This is a genomic window from Streptomyces mexicanus (assembly GCF_902506575.1).
GTDB lineage: Bacteria > Actinomycetota > Actinomycetes > Streptomycetales > Streptomycetaceae > Streptomyces > Streptomyces mexicanus.
The window spans coordinates 391,007-412,538 of record NZ_LR732544.1; the positions used below are offsets into that span (position 1 = coordinate 391,007).

The 21,532-nt window shown below is 74.4% G+C and carries 15 protein-coding genes and 2 pseudogenes; 4 read left to right on the forward strand and 13 right to left on the reverse strand.

Features of this window, described 5'->3' with window-relative positions:
- The first annotated feature begins 112 nt into the window (after window positions 1-112).
- Window positions 113-1,327, forward strand: a complete 1,215-nt coding sequence (locus GV126_RS01845) for a cytochrome P450 (RefSeq protein ID WP_159673213.1) — start codon at window positions 113-115, stop codon at window positions 1,325-1,327.
- 58 nt (window positions 1,328-1,385) lie between these two features.
- On the opposite strand, the pseudogene GV126_RS36150 reads toward GV126_RS01845, so the two are convergent.
- The 3 genes and pseudogenes from GV126_RS36150 to GV126_RS01860 all read right to left on the reverse strand — a co-directional run.
- Window positions 1,386-1,898: pseudogene (locus tag GV126_RS36150) on the reverse strand (hypothetical protein); the annotation flags it as partial.
- Window positions 1,895-2,470 (reverse strand): RNA polymerase sigma factor, encoded by a 576-nt coding sequence (locus GV126_RS01855; RefSeq protein ID WP_159662111.1) that lies wholly within the window; start codon window positions 2,468-2,470, stop codon window positions 1,895-1,897. The gene GV126_RS01855 and the pseudogene GV126_RS36150, both read right to left, overlap by 4 nt.
- A gap of 59 nt (window positions 2,471-2,529) precedes the next feature.
- Window positions 2,530-3,966: a S8/S53 family peptidase gene (locus GV126_RS01860; protein ID WP_159662112.1), complete on the reverse strand. Its 1,437-nt coding sequence runs from the start codon at window positions 3,964-3,966 to the stop codon at window positions 2,530-2,532.
- A 226-nt stretch (window positions 3,967-4,192) separates the two neighbouring features.
- On the opposite strand from GV126_RS01860, the gene GV126_RS01865 reads away from it, so the two are divergent.
- Window positions 4,193-6,796, forward strand: coding sequence for a CHAT domain-containing protein (locus GV126_RS01865; protein WP_159662113.1), 2,604 nt, complete (start codon window positions 4,193-4,195; stop codon window positions 6,794-6,796).
- Between the two features lie 209 nt (window positions 6,797-7,005).
- Here the strand turns inward: GV126_RS01865 and GV126_RS01870 are convergent, their stop codons facing one another.
- The 9 genes and pseudogenes from GV126_RS01870 to GV126_RS01910 form a co-directional block, all read right to left on the reverse strand.
- A complete protein-coding gene (locus GV126_RS01870; protein ID WP_159662114.1) occupies window positions 7,006-8,820 on the reverse strand; it encodes a LuxR family transcriptional regulator AbsR2 in 1,815 nt (604 codons plus the stop codon).
- Window positions 8,821-9,051: 231 nt separating this feature from the next.
- Entirely contained in the window at window positions 9,052-9,993 is a 942-nt protein-coding gene (locus GV126_RS01875; RefSeq protein ID WP_159673215.1) for an LLM class flavin-dependent oxidoreductase, read from the reverse strand.
- Window position 9,994: 1 nt separating this feature from the next.
- Window positions 9,995-10,885, reverse strand: a pseudogene (locus GV126_RS01880) (LLM class flavin-dependent oxidoreductase); the annotation flags it as partial.
- The gene (locus tag GV126_RS01885) at window positions 10,882-12,255 is read right to left on the reverse strand and encodes an NtaA/DmoA family FMN-dependent monooxygenase (RefSeq protein WP_159662115.1); all 1,374 of its coding nucleotides are present in this window, start codon (window positions 12,253-12,255) and stop codon (window positions 10,882-10,884) included. The pseudogene GV126_RS01880 and the gene GV126_RS01885, both read right to left, overlap by 4 nt.
- Window positions 12,256-12,282: 27 nt before the next feature.
- The gene (locus GV126_RS01890) at window positions 12,283-13,488 is read right to left on the reverse strand and encodes an LLM class flavin-dependent oxidoreductase (RefSeq protein ID WP_185946911.1); all 1,206 of its coding nucleotides are present in this window, start codon (window positions 13,486-13,488) and stop codon (window positions 12,283-12,285) included.
- 55 nt (window positions 13,489-13,543) lie between these two features.
- Window positions 13,544-14,569 carry an ABC transporter substrate-binding protein gene (locus GV126_RS01895; RefSeq protein WP_159662116.1) on the reverse strand — a complete coding sequence of 342 codons (1,026 nt, stop codon included), beginning with the start codon at window positions 14,567-14,569 and terminating at the stop codon, window positions 13,544-13,546.
- A gap of 108 nt (window positions 14,570-14,677) precedes the next feature.
- A complete protein-coding gene (locus GV126_RS01900; protein WP_201299789.1) occupies window positions 14,678-15,574 on the reverse strand; it encodes an amino acid ABC transporter permease in 897 nt (298 codons plus the stop codon).
- A gap of 319 nt (window positions 15,575-15,893) precedes the next feature.
- On the reverse strand, window positions 15,894-16,829 hold the full coding sequence (locus GV126_RS01905; RefSeq protein WP_159662118.1) for a sugar phosphate isomerase/epimerase family protein: 936 nt from the start codon (window positions 16,827-16,829) through the stop codon (window positions 15,894-15,896).
- Window positions 16,830-17,149: 320 nt separating this feature from the next.
- Complete coding sequence (locus GV126_RS01910) at window positions 17,150-17,845, reverse strand: TetR family transcriptional regulator (RefSeq protein ID WP_159662119.1); 696 nt, start codon at window positions 17,843-17,845, stop codon at window positions 17,150-17,152.
- 141 nt (window positions 17,846-17,986) lie between these two features.
- Here GV126_RS01910 and GV126_RS01915 point away from each other — a divergent pair, with 141 nt between their 5' ends.
- Complete coding sequence (locus GV126_RS01915) at window positions 17,987-18,898, forward strand: SDR family oxidoreductase (protein ID WP_159662120.1); 912 nt, start codon at window positions 17,987-17,989, stop codon at window positions 18,896-18,898.
- Between the two features lie 516 nt (window positions 18,899-19,414).
- Window positions 19,415-20,551, forward strand: coding sequence for a serine hydrolase domain-containing protein (locus tag GV126_RS01920; protein ID WP_159662121.1), 1,137 nt, complete (start codon window positions 19,415-19,417; stop codon window positions 20,549-20,551).
- Window positions 20,552-20,631: 80 nt separating this feature from the next.
- Here GV126_RS01920 and GV126_RS01925 read toward each other — a convergent pair whose 3' ends face one another.
- Complete coding sequence (locus GV126_RS01925) at window positions 20,632-21,369, reverse strand: VOC family protein (RefSeq protein ID WP_159662122.1); 738 nt, start codon at window positions 21,367-21,369, stop codon at window positions 20,632-20,634.
- Window positions 21,370-21,532: the final 163 nt, after the last annotated feature.

Sequence of the window (21,532 nt, forward strand, 5' to 3'; positions counted from 1 at the left end):
GGCTGGAGCACTCCGGCGCGACAAGCGGCCGGGGCGCGGTGAGGGTGGGTGTATGACGCAGGAGATCACCACGCCCACGCCCGCCCGGGCGACGCCGCACGGTACGGACCCGATGGCGCCGTCCCCCGCCGGGCCGCCGGCGCCGCCCCCGGTGCGTGACTGGCCCGCGCTCGACCTGGAGGGCACCGCCTTCGACCCGGTGCTCGCCGAGCTGATGCGCGAGGGCCCGCTGACCCGCGTCCGCCTGCCCCACGGCGAGGGCTGGGCCTGGCTGGCCACCCGCTACGACGACGTGAAACTGATCACGAACGATCCGCGCTTCAGCCGCGCGGAGGTGACCCGCCGCCAGGTGACCCGGATGGCGCCGAACTTCGCGCCCCGGCCCGGCTCGCTCGCCTGGGCCGACCAGCCCGACCACAACCGGCTGCGCAAGCCGATCGCCGGGGCGTTCACGGTGAGCGCGATGAAGCGGCTGCGGCCCCGGGCGCAGGAGATCCTGGACGAGCTGGTGGACGGCGTCCTGCGGGACGGGCCGCCGGCCGATCTGGTCGAGCGGGTGCTGGAGCCGTTCCCGATCGGTGTCGTCTGCGAGGTGATGGGCGTGCCCGCCGCCGACCGCGCGCGGGTGCGGGCCTGGACCCGGGAGATCATCTCCACCAACGGGGCGGAGGCGGCCGGCCGGGCCAAGGAGGGCCTGTACGGGTGGATCACCGCGACGGTCAGGGCCCGCGCGGACCGGGCGGGCGAGGACGTCTACACCCTGCTGGGCAGGGCCGTGGCGCGCGGGGAGATCGCCGAGGAGGAGGCCGTCGGGCTGGCCGGGCCGCTGCAGATCGGCGGGGGGGGCGTGACCCACAACCGCGGGCAGATGCTGTACCTGCTGCTGACCCCGCCCCAGCTGATGGCGCGGGTGCGCCGGCGGCCCGAGGCGCGCGGCCCGGTGCTGGAGGAGCTGCTGCGCTGGATCCCGCACCGCAGCAGCGTGGGCCTGGCCCGCATCGCCTTGGAGGACGTGGACCTGCACGGGGTGCGGATCGCCGCGGGCGAGGCCGTCTACGTCTCCTACCTGGCCGCCAACCGCGACGCGGACCTCTTCCCGGACCCGGACGCGATCGATCCCGACCGCGACCCGAACCCGCACCTGGCCTTCGGCAACGGCCCGCACTACTGCACCGGCGCGGTGCTCGCCCGGCTGCAGACCGAGCTGCTGATCGACACCCTCCTGGCCCGGATGCCGCACCTCGCGCTCGCGGTGCCGGCCGACCGGGTCCGCTGGCGGCGCAGGACGATGATCCGGGGCCCGCAGAGCCTGCCGGTGACCTGGTGAGGAGCAGGCGGGACTGAGCCGACCGGGGCCGGGTTCCGAAAGCGGCCCCGGAGGGGCAGGCCCGCAGCCACTCCGTGACCACCACGTCCCCGCCCGTGTGCAGGCGCAGCGCGAACGGGCCGACGGGCGGCGGCGCGCCGGTGAAGCGGCCCAGCTCGTCGGCGGTGAGCGAGGCCCCGGGCCCGGGGCCGCTCAGCACCTCGATACGGGCCGGCTGCGGCGGCAGCACCTGCCCCATCAGCCCGTCGCCGCCGACCTCCACGTCCACGCTCAGCTCACCCACCTGGAAGGTCAGCATCCGCGGCACGTCCCCGGCTCCCCTGACCGGCAGGGAGTCCAGCAGCGAGTCGAAGGTCAGCTCGGCGACGCGGGCGTCGAGGTCGTACAACGCGTAGGCGTCGAGGGCCAGTTGGCGCAGCGCCTGGGGCACCGGGTCCAAGGCCGCGGCGGCCTGCCGCAGTTCCTCCTCCAGCAGCCCGTCCTCGACGTCCCCGAAGTCCGAGGAGTCCTCGACGTCCTCGAACCCACCGGCGCCGCTGCCGTCCCGGTCGCCGCGGTCGTCGTCGGTCATGATGTCCCCCGTGCGTCGAGTCGTGCGCGCAGGCGCCGCAGACAGCGCTGGCGCAGAGGTCCGATACTGCCCACGGCGACGCCCAGCGCGGCGGACACCTCCTGGTAGCTGGGCGGCGGCGAGGCCATGAGCACCCGCAGCAGCCGGCGGCAGCGGTCACCGAGCTGGTCGAACTCCTGCCACAGCCGGCGGACCCGTTCGCTGTGCGCGGCGGCCTCCTCGGAGTCCAGCAGCGACTGCTCCGGCGTGCCGTCCTCACTGACCCGGTCCAGCAGCTGCGGGTCGTCCGTGACCGTCAGCCGGCTCAGGCTCCGCAGTGTCTTCAGGCATTCGTTGCGCGCGGTGCTCGCCAGCCACGAGCCCGCCTTGTCGGGCTCCCTGATCCGCCCGAGGTGCTGGGCGAAGCGGAACCAGACCGTCTGGTAGACCTCGTGGCCGTCGGCGTCGGAGAGCCGGTGGGCGCGCACCACCGACCACACCAGCGGGCCGAGCCCCTCCACCAGCGCTTTCCAGGCCGCCGCGTCGCCGTCGACGGCGGACCGGACGAGCGCGCCGACCTCTGCACGTTCCACCGACTCACCCCTCGTGTACGACCTGTCATCGTACGCGGTGCGCAGGGCGGTCCGGCTGCTCATGCGGGCGGAGCGAGCCGGGTGACGGGCACCGGTCGCCAGGTCGGTGGGAGCAGCGCCGGTACGTGGGCCCCGCGCACCTCCGCGTAGTCGGCGGTGGCGGCCAGGAGTTGGCGGCGGGCCGCACGCGGGTCGCGTTCCTTGTGGGCCGTCATGTGGGCGGCGACCATGCCGGCGGCGACGGGGGTGGCGAACGACGTTCCGCTCCACTGCGCGTATCCCTCGAACATCACCTTCTCCGCCGTGCCACCGGTGCTCTCCTGCCGCTCGCTGAGCAGGCCGGTGTGGCGAGGGTGCCGGCAGGTGCAGGCGTAGCGGAAGCCGAACCGGCAGGCGTCGTAGGTGGAGTGCTGGTAGACGTACGGCACGGGCTGCTCGAAGCCGGTGAGGACGCCGACGAGGCGTTCGCCGGGGGCGTAGGCCTTCACCCAGGGGCCGTGGTTGGAGAAGCAGGCGCCGTACTCGCCGTCGCTGCGCAGCGCGCCGACGGACAGGACCGCGTCGGCGTGGTCGGGCAGGTCGGCGTAGGCGGCGGGCCAGAACGGGGTGGCGCTGGCGTTGTTGCCGGCGGCGGCGACGAGCAGCGTGCCGCGGTCGCGCAGTTCCCGCATGAAGGCGTCGACGCCGAGCAGTCCGTCGGTGCGGCCGTTCGAAGTGCCCGCCGACAGGCTGATGATGTCCGGCCACCCGTGCCGGTCGACGGCTTCGAAGAGTCTGTGCCCGAACTCGGACTCCAGGACGGCGCCGGCGTCGTCGAGGGTGTTGCGCACAATGATGTCGGTGTTGGGGGCGACGGCGGCGACGAGCCCGGCGATGAACGTGCCGTGACCGGCGTACGGCCGCAGCACCCCTTCCTCGTCCCTCTCCCCGAGTTGGGTGTCGCCCCGGACGCGGGCGAGCAGCGGGGCGGCGCGGTGGTCGTGGGTGAGGCCGTTGTCGACGACGAGGACGTCGACGGCGGTGTCCGGGTCGTAAGGGCTCGTGTCCGGGGCCGGGTTGGGGCCCGCGGCCAGGGGCGCGGGCACGGGCTCGTCACCGGGGCAGGCGTTGCCCGCTATGTGCACCACGTGGTTGCGGCTGACCAGCCGGCGCCCGGCCCGCCTCTCGTGCGCGCGCAGGGCGCGCAGCGCGTGCGCGACCGCCCGGTCGCCGCTGCGGTCGCCGTGCCCGGGGTCGCCGACCTGGATGCGGGTGACGCCGGTGCGGTTGGTCTCCGGGCTCGCTCGGCGCACATGGTCGGGGGTCAGGTCGGGCGCGGCGGTGAAGTGGGTGCGGACGGTGTCCTCCACCAGCCGGGCCTCCTCGCCGTCGCGGGCGAGCACGACCCCTTTCTCGTAGAGGAACTCGGCCGTGTCGTCCGGGCCCATCGCCCGGGGGACGTCGGGCATCGACCGCTGGATGTGGTCGAACTGCTCATGGAATCGCTCAGGCGCCATGCCGGTGTCCTCCCGTTGGTGCGGTGGGTCGTCAGTCAGAGCCGCGGGACCCCTCGTTGATACAGTCGGCACGGCGTGCGGTGCAGCGCCTCGGACGGGATCCGGCACGCGCGTCCGGCCGGGCCCGGGTGCGGCGTCCGGCTGGCCCTGGTACGGCGCCCGATCCGGCGGCCACCGGGGGAGGGCCTGGTTCCGGGGCACCTGCGCTGCCACTACCATCCGGTGGGTGACAGCGGGAAGCGAATCGGTGCTCGAACTGCTGCCGATGGTGTTCGCTGACCCGGGCGAGGCGCTGGCGCGGGCGCGGGAGCTGCTGCGGGCCGCACCGCCGCCGCTGCACGCCTCGGTGGCGCACCAGGTGATCGGCATCTGGCAGCGGGACTTCGGTGATCTGCGCCTGGCCCTGCGGCACCTGCGGCGCGCCCGTGACCTGGCCGCGCGCGCCGGCTCGGCCGAGCGGGAGGCCGACGTGCTGGCCACGCTCGGGGTGGCGCTGGTGCACGCGGGCCGCACCCGGCAGGGCCTGGCCGCGTTCGACCAGGGGGTGGCGCGCGGCACCGGGCACACCCGGGCCCGGGTGCTGTACCGGCGGGCGTACGTGTGGTGGGTGCTGGGACGGCACCGCGAGGCGCTGGAGGACGTGCGGCGGGCCGTGCCCGTGCTGCGCCAGGCCGACGACGTGATCTGGACGGCGCGCGCCCTGACGCTGCGCGCCACGGTGCACCTGGCGCTGGGCGCGGGCCTGCGGGCGGACGCCGACTTCACCGCGGCACAGGCCCTGTGGGACACCACCGGTCAGGAGCACGACAAGGCGGACGCGGTCGAGAGCCGGGGCCTGGCCGCGTTCCGGCAAGGCGACATCCCGGCGGCGCTGCGGCTGCTGGACGAGGCCGAGGAGCGCTACGCCAAGCTGGGCACGCCGACGTTCATGCTGAACATCCGGCGCTGCGAGGTGCTGATGGCGGCCGGGCTGGCTCCGGAGGCGCTGGCCGAGGCGGACGGGGCGATCGCCGAACTGGACCGGCTGGGCGGCCAGTCCACCCGCAAGGCCGAACTGCTGCTGGTGGCGGCGCGGGCCGCGCGCCTCGCGGAGGACCCGCGCACCGCGATCGCCCGCGCGGCGCAGGCGGTGCGGCTGTTCGCCGGGCAGCGGCGCGCCTGGTGGGAGACGCACGCCCGGCTGGTGCTGATCGAGGCGCGGGCCGCGACCGGGCGCCGCTCGGGGCGGCTGGTCGCGGACGCCGCCGAGGTGGCGCGGCGCCTGGCCGCGTTCGGCTCGCCGGCCGCGCCGGAGGCGTCGCTGCTGGCGGGCCGGATCGCGCTGGCCCTGGGGCGGCCGGAGGAGGCCGAGCGGCATCTGGCCGTGGCCTCGCGCAGCCGCGCCGGCGGGCCGCCACTGGCCCGCGTGACCGGCTGGGCGGCGCAGGCGCTGCGGGCCCGGGCGGCCGGTTCGGACCGGGGGGTGCTGGAGGCGTGCCGACGCGGCCTGGACGTGCTCGACGACCACCGGATGACCCTGGGCGCCTCGGAGCTGCGGGCCCGGGCCACCGCGCAGGGCGCCGAACTGGCCGCGCTCGCCCAGCAGGCCGCCCTCGCCTCCGGTGAGCCGCGGCGGCTGCTGGCCTGGAGCGAGCGCTGGCGGGCCACCGTGCTGTCGGCGCCGCCCACCCGGCCGCCGGCCGACCCGGCGCTGCTGAGCGGCCTGACCGCGTTCCGGGAGATCGCCGCGCGCGCCGAGCAGGCCCGCCAGGACGGGCATCCCGTCCCGGCGCTGGAGCGGGAGCAGCGGCGCCTGGAGCGGGAGATCCGCTCCCGCACCCTGCACCTGCGCGGGGACGCGCCCGGCGGCGGCGTCCGCTTCGACGCCGGCCGGCTGCTGCGCCGGCTCGGGGATACGCGCCTGGTCGAACTGGCCGTCGTGGACGGGCGGGGGCACGTGCTGCTGTGCGGGCAGGGCCGGGTACGGCGCTTCGCGGCCGGCCGGCTGGCGGGGGCGGTGATCGAGGCCGAGCACGTGCAGGCCGGGCTGCGGCGGCTGGCGCATCCGGGCGCGGCGGCCCGGCTGCCGCTGGTGGAGGCGGCCGGACGCCGCCTGGAGGAGCTGCTGCTGGGGCCGGCGGCCCGGCACCTGGGCGCGGGTCCGCTCGTGGTGGTGCCGCCGGGCTCGCTGCACCGGGTGCCCTGGGCGCTGCTGCCGTCGCTGCGCGAGCGGGTGGTCAGCGTGTCGCCGTCGGCGAGCAGCTGGCTGCGCGCCCGGGAGACCCGGCCGCCGCGGGGCGGCCGCCAGGTGCTGGTGCGCGGGCCCGGCCTGGCGACCGGCGGCGCGGAGGTGCCGGAGCTGGCCGGCCGGTACGGCGCGCCGACCGTGCTGGAGGGGGACGCCGCCCATGTGTCGGCCGTGCTGCGGGAGCTGGACGGGGCGGGGCTCGCGCACCTCGCCGCGCACGGCGCCTTCCGTGCCGACAGCCCGTTGTTCTCGTCGCTGACGATGGCCGACGGGCCGCTGATCGTGCACGACTTCGAACGCCTGGCCCGCAGCCCGTACCGGATCATCCTGTCCTGCTGCGACACCGCCCGGTTCGCCTCCGTAGGCGCCGACGAGCTGCTCGGTCTGGTCACCGCGCTGCTGCCGCTGGGCACCGCCGGGGTGGTGGCGTGCAGCGCGCCCGTCAACGACGAGGCGGTGGTGCCGCTGATGCTCGCGCTGCACAAGGGGCTGGGCGCGGGCCTGTCGCTGGCCGAGGCGCTGCGGGACGCGCGGGCCGCGCTGCCGGGCGACGCCACCCACCAGGCCACGGGCTGGGCGTTCTCGGCGTTCGGCGCGGCCTGAGCACACCGGCGCGGGGTGCCGCTCCGACCGGCCGGGCGAGCGGCCCGAGCAGCCCGGCCCCGGACACGGCACCGAGCCTTGACCGGACATCTGCCGCCCGGACCGGCTCCGCGACCGACGCGAACGGCGCGCCCCGGACCCGACGCCGGGCCGCACCCCGGGCACCCACTGCGGAGCCGACGCCCCCGCCGCACCCGGACACCCGCCGCTCAGGCCGGCTGCGCCACCAGCGCGGGAAGCGCCGTCCGGTCGCCGGCGCCGAGCCGGGTGTAGGCGCTGTGCAGGTGGTTGCCGACGGTGCGCACGGACAGGGTGAGGCGTTCGGCGATCTGCCGGTTGCTCAGTCCGGCGGCGGCGAGGGCGACGATCTGCCGCTGCCGGGCGGTGAGTTCGCCGAGCACCAGCCCGCCGAGCGCCGGGGTGCGGGCGCCCGGGCAGCGGCGGGCCAGGGCGAGGGCGCGCATCCGGGAGGAGCGGGCCGCGCCCGGATCCCGGTGGAGGCGGACGGCCTGGGCGTGCGCCTCGGCCGCGAACAGCAGGAACCCGCGCTGCTCCAGCTCCTCGGCCACCCGGTCCAGGGCGGCCCCGTCGCGGCGGGCCAGGGCGTCGGCATGGCGGGCGAACGGCCCGCTGCCGCCCAGCCGTTCGACGGCTCGCTCGGGGGCGCCGAGGCGGACGGCGTCGTAGAGGGAGGCCGGGTCGCAGGGGTCGACGCACCGCAGGGCACCGGCCAGGTCCCCGGACGCGGCCGCGCGCCAGGTCGCGGCCCGCGCGCCGGGCGCCGCCGTGCCGTCCGCAGGCACCGTCTCGCCGCACTGGGCCGCCGCCAGCAGCAGTTCCGTACGGCACGCGGTCTCCCGCGGTGCCGTACGCAGCCCTTGCCGCGCCCAGGCCAGGGCCCCCCGCATCTCGCCCCGCAGCCGGCACAGCCGCGCCCGCGCGGCCGCGTACCCGGCGGGGACGCAGATGCCGTGCTCCACCAGCCACTCCCCCACCGGCGCGGGCAGGTCACGCACGTCCGCCCGGTCGATCCCCCGCGCCAGCGCGGCCTGTTCGGCGTGCAGGGCGGGCTCGTGCCGCCGCGGGGCGGGCGCGAGCCGGCGGGCCCGCAGCACTCCGGTGGCGGCTCGCAGCGCCGGGCCGTGCAGCGGGTGGGCGAGCCGGACCGCGCCCCGCTCGTCGGCGCGCACCAGTCCGTCGGCTTCGAGGTCCTCCAGCGTCCGCAGGTCGAGGGCGTCGGCGTCGAGCGGCAGCGGCTCGGCGAAGGCGAGGCGTTCGAGCGCCTCCCGCTCCTCGGCGCGCTCCCGTTCCCAAACCGGCGCGGCCCGGTCCCGTACGGCGTCGGTGAGCGGCAGCGGGCCCCGCCAGGTCCGCTCGCCGGTGTCCCGGTCGCGGGTGAGCAGTCCGCGCTCGCGCAGCGCGCCGAGCAGGTCGCGCAGCAGCCGCAGGTCGCCCTGGCACAGCCGGTGCAGCCGGTGCGCGGTGAACGGCTCCACGGCGCCGCCGGCCCCGGCCGCCACCAGGTGGGCGGTGTCCTCCGGGGGCAGTGGTTCCAGGGCCAGGCGGGGCAGCAACTCGCCCGTCCACAGCCGGGAGATCGCCTCGGGCACGTCGGTGTGGTCGGCCGCGACGACCAGCAGCCGGGTGCGGGCGTGCACGGCGAGCTGGTGGACGAGCGCGGCCGAGGCGTCGTCGAGCAGGTGGGCGTCGTCGACCAGCAGCAGCCGTGTCCCCGACAGCAGCCGCAGCGCGCGGGGCAGGGTGGGCGTCCCGGGCAGCAGGTGCGCGAACGCCGCGAAGGGGATCCGGCGGGCCGCGGGTGTCCCGGTGACCCGGGCCCAGTCGGTGCCGCGGACGGCCTCCAGCACGAGCCTGGTCTTGCCGCGGCCGGCCGGTCCGGTCACCACCAGACCGGGCCGGCCGGCGGCCACCGATCGTGCGATGAGGTCGAGTTCGTCCGCGCGTCCGGTGAAGGGCCAGGGGTCGCCGAGGGGCTGGGTGTCACGGTGGTCGTAAGTCGTCACGGCATCAGGACCCCGGATACTCAGTTCTGATACAGGGCGACTTGAGCAGCCCTCGACTCAGGCGCCGGGGCCGGGCGGGCGGCAGTCTGGTCGCACGGCCCGCCGCTGCCGCCCGTGGCGCGCAGTCGGTCGCAGTCCGGCGCCGGGGGAACCTGGCGGGGCCGTCACCTCTCGGGGGAGGGTGACGGCCCCGGCCGGGTGCCGGGCCGGCCCGCCGCGGCCGTACGGCGCTCAGTGGCGGCGCTGCCATTCCTCGGCCAGCAGCCGGTAGGAGCGCACCCGGTCGGCGTGGTCGTGGGTGATCGTGGTGATCAGCAGCTCGTCGGCGTCCGTGGCCTCCCGCAACTGCTCCAGCCGGTCCGCGACGCGACCGGGCGAGCCGACGAACTGCGTGTCGACGCGATCCCGTACCAGCGCCCGGTCCTCCTCGCTCCAGACGTGACGGCGTGCCTCGTCCGGTGCCGGGAAGGGGATCGCGCCCTCGGCGGTGCGGATGCTGCGCACCCACAGGCCGTAGCCGGTGGCGAGTTCGCGTGCCGTCTCGTCGTCCTCGGCGACGACCACGTCGGCGGAGACGCTGACGTGGGGTGCGCCGAGGTCCGCGGAGGGTGTGAAGCAGGAGCGGTAGGCGGCCACCGCCTCCAGCACGGTGGCCGGGCTGACGTGGTAGTTCGCCGCGAACCGCAGGCCCCGGGCGCCCGCGGCGGCGGCGCTCGGCCCGGCGCTGCTGCCCAGGATCCACACCTGTACGTCGGCGCCCTCACCGGGCACGGCGTGCGCCTGCTGTCCGTCCGGGGAGCGGTAGGTGCCGGCCAGCAGTGCCAGGATGTCGTCGATCTGCTCGCCGTACTCCTGGGGCTCGGCGCCCGGCAGCGTCAGCAGCCGGCGCTGCAGGGCGATGCGGGGCGAGGCGAGCAGGTGCTCGAAGGAGAACCGCGGCGGGATGAGCAGGCCGTTCGGGGCCCGGCCGTCGACGACCTCCGGCACGTGGTGCGGCCCAGCGGGTCCGGGGGACGGCCCGGCAGATCCGGCGGACGGCCCGGCCGGTTCGGACGGCCCGGCCGGTTCGGACGCGGCCCCGCCCGGCGGACGGCCGCCGGAGCGGCCGAGGCCGAGGTCCAGGCGGCCGGGGTGCAGGGCGTCGATCAGGCCGAACTCCTCGACCGTGGACAGCGCGGTGCACCTTGTCGACGACCTGCTGCGGGCTGCCGATCAGGGCCGAGCTGCGCTCGGCGAAGTCCTCCAGCGTCTCGAAGACGACGGGCAGGCCCGCCTGCCGCTGGAACGCCAGGTTGCTCTCGAAGACGGGCCGGTAGGCGGCCAGCGCCTGCTGTGAGGTGGGCGCCACGCACACGCCCGCCGAACCGGCTCCCACGGCGATGTCCGCCGGGTCGTGGCCGTAGTGCTCCCAGCGTTCGCGGTAGTACCGGATCAGCTCGGCGTACGGCTCGACGGGGTGGGTGACGTTCGCGGAGAACAGCGGGTCGCCGTAGCGGGCGGCGAGGTCCACGCTCTCCTTGCTGGTGGCGCTGCCGTGCCAGACCCGTACGGGCCGCTGGTAGGGCCGCGGCCACACCTCGGCGTCCTTCAGCGGGGGCCGGAAGCGGGTGTCGGCGGTCACCTTCGGCTCCCGCCACAGCCACCGGAACACCTCGTAGCTCTCGGCGTTGCGTTCCCACTGGTCCTCGGGGGTGACGTGGAACAGATCGCGCTGGGCCGATCCGTTGCCCTTGCCGATGATCAGCTCCAGGCGCCCGCCCGAGAGGTGGTCGAGGGTGGCGTAGTCCTCGTAGGCGCGCACCGGGTCGAGCAGGCTCAGCGTGGTGACGGCGGTGAACAGCCGGATCTGCCGGGTCAGGGCGGCGAGGTGGCCGAGCACCACCGTCGGCGCGGAGGACAGGAACGGCCGCTCGTGCCGCTCCCCCACGCCGAAGCCGTCGAAGCCGAGTTCCTCCGCGAGCAGGGCGTTGTCCACCACTTCGCGGAAGCGCTCCTGCGTGGACTTCCGTACGCCGGTGACCGGGTCGGGCCGGTGCACGATCAGGGTGATGGCGAGGAACTTCACGACGCCACCCGCTCGGTGCGCGCCTGGTCCGGGTGGGCGAGGCCGAGGTGGTCGCGCAGGGTGGTGCCCTCGTAGTCGGCGCGGAAGACGCCCTGTTCCTGCAGCAGCGGCACGACCTTGTCGGCGAAGGGGTCCAGTCCGCCGGGGGTGATGTGCGGGACGAGGATGAAGCCGTCGGAGGCGTCCGCCTGCACGAAGTCGTTGATGGTCCGCGCGACGGTGGCCGGGGAGCCGACGAAGGTCTGGCGGTTGCCGGTGTGGATCACCAGGTCGCGGATGGACCACCGGTGGGCCTCGGCCAGCTGCCGCCACTCGCGGGCGACGGCGATCGGGTCCCGGTACATCCGCACCTGGGCGCGGCCCCGGGCGATGTGCTCCTCGCTCACCACCGGGTCGACGTCGGGCAGCGGCCCGTCCGGGTCGTACGCCGACAGGTCCCGGTTCCAGACGAACTCCAGGTGCTTGATCGCGGTGGCGCCGCTGACCTGCTGCCGGCGCACCTCGCGGGCGATCTCCTCGGCCTCGGCGTCGGTGTCGCCGAGCACGAACGTCGCGGCGGGCAGGATGAGCAGCTGGTCGGGCCGGCGGCCGTACTTGGCCAGGCGGGACTTGACGTCCTTGTAGAAGGCCTGCCCGTCGTTCAAGGTGGCGTACCGGCTGAAGATCGCGTCGGCGCCGGAGGCGGCGAACTCCCGGCCCTCGTCGGAGTCGCCGGCCTGGAAGATCACCGGGCGGCCCTGCGGGGAGCGCGGGACGTTGAACCGGCCGTGGATGTCGAAGTGCTTGCCCCGGTGCACGAACGCGCCGGCCCGGGCGTCCCGCAGGAAGGTGCCGGTGGCCTGGTCGGCGACGATCTCGTCCCCGCGCCAGGAGTCGAACAGCTCGTTCGCCGTGGCCAGGAACTCCTTGGCGCGCGAGTAGCGCTCCTCCTGCGGCAGGAAGCCGCCCCGGCGGAAGTTCTCGCCGGTGAAGGCGTCCCAGGAGGTGACGACGTTCCACGCGGAGCGGCCGCCGGAGAGGTGGTCGAGGCTGGCGAACTGGCGGGCCACCTCGTAGGGCTCGTTGAAGGTGGAGTTGATGGTGCCGGTCAGGCCGAGCCGGTCGGTGACGGCGGCGAGCGCGGCCAGGACCGTGAAGGTGTCGGGGCGGCCCACCACGTCCAGGTCGTAGATCCTCCCGCCCTGTTCGCGCAGGCGCAGCCCCTCGGCGAGGAACAGGAAGTCGAACTTGGCGCGTTCGGCGGTGCGCGCGAAGTGCGCGAAGGACGAGAACTCGATGTGGCTGCCGGCGGCGGGGTCGCTCCAGACGGTGGTGTTGTTCACGCCGGGGAAGTGGGCGGCGAGGTGGATCTGCTTCAGCGGCTTGGTCATGGGTGTGGTCCTCACGTCCTGGTCGGGTCAGGCGACGGCTGCCGCGTAGCGGTTGGCGGGGCGGGCCAGGCCGAGCAGGCCGCGCAGGGTGGAGGCTTCGTAGGCGTCGCGGAAGCGGCCCCGGCGCTGCAGCTCGGGCACCAGCTCGCGGCTGATGCGGGGCAGGTCGTGACCGGCGACGGCGGGGCGCAGCCGGAAGCCGCTGAGGCCCTCGGCCGCCAGTTCCTCGATGACGTCCGCCAGGTGCGCGGCGGTCCCGGCGACGATCCGGGCGTCGCTGGTGTACGGCTGTCCGGCGAGCGTGTCGAGCCGGTCGAGCCGGGCCTCGGCCTCGGCCCGGCTGTCGTCGAGCAGGACGACGAGGTCGGCGAAGACGTGCAGGGGCTCCTTCGCACGGCCCGCCGCCCGCTGTTCGGCGCGGATCTCGGCGACGATCGCGCGGGCCTGTCCGGCGTCGTGCGGGGTGACGTAGCCGACGTCGGCCTGGCGGGCCACGAGCCGGAACGGGATCGTCTGGTGGGCCAGGGCGGTGACCAGCGGCTGGCCCTGGGGCGGGCGGGGCGTGATCGAGGGGCCCCTGACGCTGAAGAAGCGGCCCTCGAAGTCGATGTAGTGCAGTTTGTCGCGGTCGATGAACCGGCCGGTGGCCGCGTCGCGGATCTCGGCGTCGTCCTCCCAGCTGTCCCAGAGCCGGCGCACGACCTCCACGTAGTCGGCGGCCTCGTCGAACAGGTCGGTGACGACCTCCCGCGCGGCGGGGCTGTCGTAGGCGTCGATCCGGGCGATGGTGCGGCGGCCGAAGTGGGCGGCCTCGTGCGGGCGTGCGGTGATCTGCACCCGCAGGCCGGCCCGGCCGGTGCTGACGTAGTCGAGGGTGGCGATCGCCTTGGAGATGTGGAACGGCTCGGTGTGGGTGGCCACCACGGTCGGCACCAGGCCGATGTGCCGGGTCAGCGGGGCGACGCGGGAGGCGATCAGGACGGCGTCGAGCCGGCCGCGGACCTGGTCGGTGCGGTCGTCGGGGTCGAGGAAGTGGGAGGACTGGGGGCCCAGGCCGTCCTCGATGGTCACGAAGTCGAGCAGGCCGCGCTCGGCCTCGGCGATGAGATCGGCCCAGTATCCGGCGGTGAACAACTCCCGTGGCCGGGCCACCGGTTCACGCCAGGAGGCCGGGTGCCAGCCGGTGCCGTCCAGGGCCACGGCGAGGTGCAGGGGTGCGGAGGTCGATGACACGAGGGTGCCTTCCGTGAGGGGGCGTCGAATCGGGACAGGGACAGGGCTCCGTGGGTCAGGAGTTGTCCAGGGGCAGTCCCGGGGGGTTCACCCGGGCCTTGGTGACGGCCTCGTTGGAGAGGTTCCAGGCGGCGAGCCACTTGGCGTACTGCCCGGTGTCGATGAGGTGGTCGATGGCGGCGGCGATCGGCTCGGCCAGGCCGCTGCCCTTCTTGGCGGTGGCCGCGATCAGCCCCTGCAGGGTCTGTCCGGCACCGGAGAACGTCCCGGCGTTGCGGGTCGCGCGGGGCGTGCCGGCGACCTGGCGGGTGTGGTAGGCGATGCCGGGGTTGGGGCCGAGGTAGGCGTCGATCTTCCCGCCGGCCAGGGCGAGATACGTGCTGTTGGAGTCCTGGTAGTACTTGACCGTGAGCTGCTTGCCCTCCTTGGCCAGCTTGGCCTTCCACTCCAGGAGGATCTTCTCCTGGTTGGTGCCGGAGCCCACGGCGACGGTCTTGCCGGCCAGGTTGCGGTAGTCGCCGCCGAAGTTCCAGGTGCTCTTCTTCGGCACCTCGAAGGCGAGGTTGTCCTGTCGGTAGGAGGCGAACTCGTACTTCTTCTTGCGTTCCTCGGTGTCGGTGACGTTGGAGAAGGCCACGTCGGCCTTGCCGCTGTCGAGTCCGACGAACATGTTCTCCCAGGTGGAGTTGCGCAGTTCGGGCTTGAGGCCGAGCACCGCGGCCACCAGGCGGCCCAGGTCGGGCTCGGCGCCGGTGAGGGTCTTCTGGTCGGCGCCGACGTAGGCCAGCGGCGGGAAGCCGGAGGGCAGCGCGCCGACGGCGATGACGAGCGTGCCCTTCTTGCGGACGGTGGCGGGCAGCCGGGCGTGGAGGGACGCCACCTCGGGCACGGTGAGCGTGGTCTGCCGGGCTGCCCCGTTGGACAGCCGTCCCACGGTGACCGTGCCGGGTGCCGCGGCGCCGGCGGTGGTGGCGGCGTCGCTGTCGCCCCCGCACGCGGTGAGCAGCGCGGCGAGGCAGGCGGCGGCGGTGCCCGCGGTCAGGGTGCGCAGAAGCCGGCGGTGAGGGCTGCGGGTGGGCATGGCTGGTCCTTGGTGTCGGAGACGATGGGTGGGTATGGGGGACGGCTCTGCGGTGCGAGCGCGCGGCTCAGCAGGTCCCGGGCGTCCTGCGGCAGGTGGGGCGGCCGGTCATACGGCGGCCTCGCGGCGGATGCGGGCGCGCAGTTCGGTGCAGGCGGTGCGCAGTGTCCGCAGCGGCGTCGGCGACAGGGCGCGCGACGCGCCGCGGGCGTGGTGCCGTTCGACGTAGGACTGGACGACGGAGACGAGGCTGGTCAGGATCAGGTACCAGACGGTGACCACCAGCAGCAGCGGCACGATGTCCCCGGGGTAGGTCGAACCCATGGTCTGCGCCGCGCCGAACAGGTCGAGCAGCGAGACGTAGAAGACCAGGGAGGTGCTCTTGACCAGGCCGATGAGCTGGTTGACGTAGGCGGGGACGATGGCGCGCAGGGCCTGCGGGAAGACGATCCGGGTGAACTGGCGGCGCCGGGACAGGCCGAGGGCGGCGGCCGCCTCGTGCTGGCCCTGGTCGACGGAGAGGATGCCGCCGCGCACGACCTCGGCGGCGTAGGCCGCCTCGTTGAGGCTGAGGCCGACGACGGCGACGACCATGTCGGTGGCCAGCCGGGACTCGTCGAAGCGGAAGAACGCCGGCCCGAAGGGGACGCCGATGCTGAGCGTCCGGTACAGCGCGGAGAAGTTGTACAGGAAGATCAGCACGACGATCAGCGGGATGGACCGCAGCGCCCACACGTAGGTCCAGCCGACCGCCCGCAGCACGGGGCTCGCGGACAGGCGGGCCAGGGCGACGACGATGCCGCCGAGCAGGCCCAGCACGGCGCTGAGCGCGGTGACCTCCAGGGTGATCAGGAGACCGTCGAGGATGGTGGGCCGCAGGAACCAGTAGGCGAACCGGTCCCACTGGTAGAAGGGGTTGGTGGCCAGCCCGTGGACGAACTGGGCGAGCAGCACCAGCACCACGGCGGTGGCGATCCACCGGCCGGGGTGGCGCGGGGGCCGCACGCGCCGGTCGGCGAGGGGTGGCGTGGACGCCCAAGGTGGGTGCGGACCGGGGCGGGTGCGGACCCGGGGCGGCCTGGCACGGGGCTGCCCGGCACGGGTGGTCGGGCTCGAAGGCCGTACGAGGGCCGTGCGATGGCTGCGCGAAGGCTGCGCGGCGCCGGCCGCCGGTGGCGGCGATAGGGGCACCCCATCAGGGCGGCGCCGTGCGTGCGGCACGCGGCTCCCCGAGAGGGCGCACCAGGGGACCTCGGGGGCCGCGCCCGGCCGGGTTCAGGGCGAGTCGCTCAACGGGGACGTACGGCGGTCGGAACGAGGCCGGTCAGGCCGAGGGACGCCTAGGCAGGATGCGCCGCAGGTAGTCGCGGTTCGCGGCGGAGACGCTGAGCCCGTCACCGCCGTAGTGCTCCACGCAGAAGGCGCCGTCGAAGCCGTGGGCGAGCGCGATCTTCACGGCCTGCCGGTAGCTGACGAACCCGGACTCCATCGGGGCGGGCGAGGTCAGGACCGTGCCGGTGGCGGGGTCCTCCAGGCGGTAGTAGTTCTTCACGTGCCAGTAATTGGCGTGCGGCAGCGTCTTGGTGACCATCGACTCCCATGCCTCGATGGGACGTTGCATCCGGATGAGGTTGCCGAGGTCCGGGTTGAGGCCGACGTTGTCACGCTCGATGTCGGTGAGCAGCGCCACGGCCATGTCCGCGGTGCCGAGGTAGGTGTCCTCGTACATCTCCAGGGACAGCTCGACCCCCACCGAGGCGGCGTGGTCGGCGAGTTCACGCAGCCGGGTCACGGCCTTGCGCCAGGTCTCCTTGTCGCCGATCGGGTCCTTCGGGCCGGGCACCGTCCAGAACCAGAGGACGGCCTGCTGCTCGGGTGTGAGGGGCCGGTGCAGGCCGACGGAGACCAGCGGGACGCCCAGCGCGGCGGCCGCGTCGATGGTGCGGTGCGAGTAGGCGAGGTTGTCGTCGCCGTCCACGGGATCGATCACACTGCGGCGGATCGCGGAGATGGCGGGGGCGGTCAGCCCGACCTGGGCGAGGGTGGCGCGCAGCTCGTCGAGACGGGCCGGGGTGAGGTCTCCCGGGCGCAGCCAGGCGTCGGTCAGGTCGACTTCGGTGAACCCGGCGTCCACCACCTCCTGCAAGGTCTCCGCCCACTGCTGCGCGGACTGGTCCTGGGTGGAGGTCCCGTCGGGCCCGGTGTTCGGGAACTGCAGGAGGGCGGCGGCGATCGGCCAGGTTTCTGCGGTGTGAGTCAAGATCGGCTCCCTTTCTCTATTTCCTATAGGATCTACGATCGCGGCGCCTGTCAAGGGTGCTCCACCTCACACCAGACTGGGAGGGGGGACCGGGGCGGCAGGGAAGGGCTCGATCAGCGCGCGAGCGTGCCGTCGTTTTTCAGGCCGGTGGGCCAACGTCGTGCGAGCGCACCCCGCAAAAGGGCGTCACGCCCAAAAGCGCGCCACCGCCCAAAAGGGCCTCACCGCCCAAGAGGCGTCACATCCGAGGTGGACAGCCGACGTCGCGTCCGGCCCGTCGCCGCCTCGCCGCTGATCGCAGGCGGGGGGCATGTCACCCCTCAGCGCGGGCCCGCGTTGCCCTCAGGCCGGACACACGTCGCCCCTGAAGTCCGGGCCCGCGTTGGCCTCGGACTCGACCTACGCCGCCCCCACGCCCCGCCGCCGCCGCTCTCGCCCGCGGCCTGCGCGGGCGACATGGTCGCAGAGAGGGTGCGCAGGTCGTCGAAGGCTCGGGAGAGATGCGCCTCCAGGCTCCGGGAGGGGTCGTCGATCCAGGCCTGGGCCGCGTGATGGAAGGCGGCCCAGCCGGTCTGGGCCGCCAGGCCGGCCAGCCGCTCGGGGACACCGCGCGCGCGCAGCGCGTCCGCTACGGCTTCGGTGAGCGATGCGGCCTTGGCCAACTCGCGTTCGCGCAACGCCGGGGTCTTGGCGATGACCTGGAGGCGCGGTTCGGAGAACGGGCGGTTGTCCTCCAGGATCCGCCCGGCCCGCCGGAAGGCGCAGAGCAGTACGTCCAGCGGCTGCAGACCGTCCGGCGCTTCGGCGACGGCCTCCATCAGCGCGGCGCGCAGGTCGGCTTCCCCGTCGAAGAGCACCTCGCGCTTGTCCGGGAAGTGCCGGAAGAACGTGCGCTCGTTGACACCGGCCCGGGCGGCGATCTCGGCCGTGGTGGTCTGATCGAACCCATGTTCCCGGTACAGCTCCAACGCCGCCTGCTGAAGGCGGCGGCGCGCTTCTGCTCCGCTCCGTGGCACCCGTCGAGGATAGCGCACGCGTCAGTGACCGGCACTTCTTCACGCCAGTGACTGACACTTCTTGACGCCAGACACTGGCGCTACTTAATGTCAGTCACTGGCGCTACTTAGTGCCAGTCACTGACACCGCAGGAGTCCTTCATGCATGTCTTCGTCACGGGCGGATCCGGCCAGACCGGCCCGGCAGTCGTCGCCGAACTCATCCGGGCCGGCCACACCGTCACGGGCCTGGCCCGCTCGGACGCCGCTGCCGCCCGACTGGAGTCACTGGGGGCCACACCCCACCGCGGGTCCCTGGACGACCTCGACCGGCTGCGCAGCGGCGCCGAGGCCGCCGACGGGGTCCTGCACATGGCCTTCGGCGGTGACTTCTCCGACCCCGACGACATGAAGAGGCGCGATGTGGCCGCGATCGAGGCGCTCGGCGAGCCGTTGACGCACTCGGGCAAGGCTCTCGTCGTGACCTCGGGCACGCTGGTCATGCCCGCCGGCCGGGAAGCCACCGAGCGGGACGAACCCGACACCGCGGGGATCGCCGCCTTCCGCATCGCCGGTGAGCGGGCCGGGCTGGGCTTCGCCGCCCGGGGAGTCCGCGCGAGCGTGGTCCGTCTCGCCCCCACCGTCCACGGGCCCGCGGACCGCGGGTTCATCCCCATGCTCGTCGCCACCGCGCGCAAGACCGGCGTGTCGGCCTACGTCGGCGACGGCGCCAACCGGTGGCCCGCGGTGCACCGCGAGGACGCGGCGGTCCTGTTCCGCCTGGCCCTGGAGAAAGCCCCGGCAGGCAGCGTGCTGCACGGAGTGGCCGAGAGCGGTGTCACCATGAGGAGCATCGCGGAGACGATCGCCCGGGGCCTGGACCTGCCCACGGCCGCACTGACGCCGAAGGAGGCCGCCACGCACTTCGTCAGCCCGTTCATGGCCACCGTCTACGGTTTCGACGGGCCCGCTTCGAGTGCGTACACCCAGGAGTCGCTCGGCTGGTCGCCCACCCACCCGACGCTGCTCGAAGACCTGGAGAGCGGCGACTACCTGACCGCACCGGCCTCCTGACACCCTCACGGCCGCCGGTCGGCGCACGGTCACCGGGGCCCGGCCAGGCGACGCGCCCCGCGGCGCTCTTCCTGCGGGTCGAGCACGCGGGCGCACGGCCCGCGGGCCCGGCGGTGCTCGTCCCCGCCGTCCAGGGTGCCGACCGCCGGGACCCTGCTCAATCTGCGCGCGCACCCCGCCGCGAACCGTTCGCAAGCGTCAGGGCAGCGGCAGGACGCCGGCCGAGGTTCGACCGCGCTTCCAGCAGGCGGTGTGCCCCTCCGCACGGTGCTCACGGCCGGCCGGAGCGGTGAGACGCCCGGCTGACGCATGCACCCGAAGTCACGGCGCTCTCCCCGCCGTTGTCGCGCAGCCCCCGCCCCGTGAAGCGGCCTCCACGGTGCCGCCTTCGCCGGTTGGCCTCAGCCCGGGTCGGGGGTTGTCCCCATGGTCGCGTCGCGCCCCTCGCACGTAGCTTACGGACCACACCGCGGGGCCACCGGGGCCTTGACGGGAACGTTCTCTGGGGGGAATCGCATGAACACGTCCGTGCGGGTACTGGGTGCCGCACTGGTTTTTGCTCTCGGTGGCACATCGTCCGCACTGGCGGCGCCAAGCCCTGTCGCCGCGTCCTCCGCACACACCTCGGTGCAGCGGGTGCTGGACCGGCTGACCGGTGAGGACGGGGCACCCGGCGCGCTCGTGAACGTGCGCACCCAGCACGGGACCACCGTGCTGACCAGCGGCGTCGCGGACCTCGCCACGGGCGCGCCGATGCCGGCGGACAGCAGGTTCCGCATCGGCAGCATGACCAAGACGTACGTCGCGACGGTCGTACTGCAACTCGTGGGCGAGGGACACCTCGCGCTCGACGCCCCGGTGGAGCGCTACCTGCCCGGCGTGGTGCGCGGCCACGGCAACGACGGCCGGCGGATCCGCGTGCGGGACCTGCTCCAGCACACCAGCCGGCTGCCCGACTACCTGACGTACTACACCCCGGGGGACATCCTGGCCGACCGGTACGCGCACCACGACCTCACCGAACTGCTCTCGATCGCGCTGGCACACCCCCCGGTGGAGGTGGACGCGCCCGACGGGTTCCACTACTCCAACACCGACTACGTGCTGCTGGCGATGCTGATCGAGAAGGTGACCGGCCGCCCGTACGGCACGGAGGTGAAGCAGCGCATCGTGAACCGGCTGCAGCTGCGCGCCACGTCGGTGCCCGGTGACGCGACCACGATCCCCGGACCGCACCCGCGCGGCTACGTCCGGCCGACCGCCGACGCGGACCCGGTCGACGTGACGGAACTCAACCCGACGGTCGCCGCCGGGTCCGGCGACATGATCTCCAGCGCCTCCGACATGTCACGGTTCCTCGCCGCCCTCCTGGGCGGCCGGCTCCTGCGCCCGGCCCAGCTCGCCGAGATGACGGACGTGGAGCCGACCGGACATGCCGGCAGGCGCGCCTATGGCCTGGGCCTGGAGCGCTGGCCGCTGCCGTGCGGCGGCGTGTTCTGGGGCCACCAGGGCGACATGCTGGGCTTCCAGACGATGGGCGGCGCCACGACGGACGGCCGGCAGGCCACGGTCGTGGTCACCCTCGACCCGGGCGGCTCCGACGCCCAGGACGCCGATGTGCGGGCCGCGGTGACCACCGCGTTGTGCTCCTGACCTTCCTCAAGGGCAGGCTGGAGCCGAGGCGGAGGGCATCGGCCGAGATGTGGTGAACCGGACGGAGCCGCTGCCCACGGTCAGCGAGGGGTGAGGAGGCAGAACTCGTTGCCTTCCGGGTCGACCAGAACCCTCCAGTGGAGCGCGGACTGGTCGATGCCGGGGTCGGTGGCGCCCAGGGCGCGCAGTCGGGCTTCTTCCGCCACCATGTCGTCACCGGGATAGGGGCTGACGTCGAGGTGGACGCGGTTCCACACGTGCTTGGTGTCGGGGGTGCGCACGAACATCAGGTAGGGGCCGACGCCCTTGGCGGAGCGCATGGTCGCGTGGTTGTCGGTGACCTCGTGCACCGTCCAGTCCATCGCCTGGTCCCAGAACCGGGCCATCGCTCGTGGGTCGGCGCAGTCGACCACGACCGCGGCGATCGGCCCGGTGTCCTGGTGGATCGGGCGGGGCTCCAGGACGCAGAACTCGTTGCCCTCCGGGTCCGCCATGACCGTCCAGGGAACGTCACCCTGGCCCACGTCGGCCAGCGTCGCGCCGAGATCCCGCAAGCGCGCGACCAGCTCCGCCTGATGGGCGGGCGAGGTGGTGGCCAGATCGACGTGCACCCGGTTCTTCACCGTCTTGGGTTCCGGGCGGGCGACGATGTCGATGCAGACGGCCCTGGGGTCGGGGTAGGCCAGATCCACGGGCTCGAGGTTGGTCACGCCGGGTCCTTCGCTGTCGACACCCCAGCCGAGTGCCTCCGCCCAGAACCGGCCGAGCGCGGAGTCGTCCCGGGCCTTCATGTTGATCTGCACGAGTCGTGTCGTCATGCCGGGATCCTAGAAGCTGACGCCGGCCCGGACGGCCGCGATCGGACAGGCCGGTGATTTGGTGTCAGGGCGCGAGAGGCGCGGCGCGGTCGCCCGGCAGGTCCGCACAGATGCTTCCGATCCGCGTCGACGCCGCCCCCGCCCCCCGACCGGTCGCTACCCC

Coding starts and splice junctions, on each gene's coding strand:
- GV126_RS01885 (WP_159662115.1), bottom strand. CDS start 12,255: ATGACCAAGCCGCTGAAGCAGATCCACCTCGCCGCCCACTTCCCCGGC.
- GV126_RS01920 (WP_159662121.1), top strand. CDS start 19,415: ATGAACACGTCCGTGCGGGTACTGGGTGCCGCACTGGTTTTTGCTCTC.
- GV126_RS01925 (WP_159662122.1), bottom strand. CDS start 21,369: ATGACGACACGACTCGTGCAGATCAACATGAAGGCCCGGGACGACTCC.
- GV126_RS01845 (WP_159673213.1), top strand. CDS start 113: ATGGCGCCGTCCCCCGCCGGGCCGCCGGCGCCGCCCCCGGTGCGTGAC.
- GV126_RS01860 (WP_159662112.1), bottom strand. CDS start 3,966: ATGGCGCCTGAGCGATTCCATGAGCAGTTCGACCACATCCAGCGGTCG.
- GV126_RS01915 (WP_159662120.1), top strand. CDS start 17,987: ATGCATGTCTTCGTCACGGGCGGATCCGGCCAGACCGGCCCGGCAGTC.
- GV126_RS01895 (WP_159662116.1), bottom strand. CDS start 14,569: ATGCCCACCCGCAGCCCTCACCGCCGGCTTCTGCGCACCCTGACCGCG.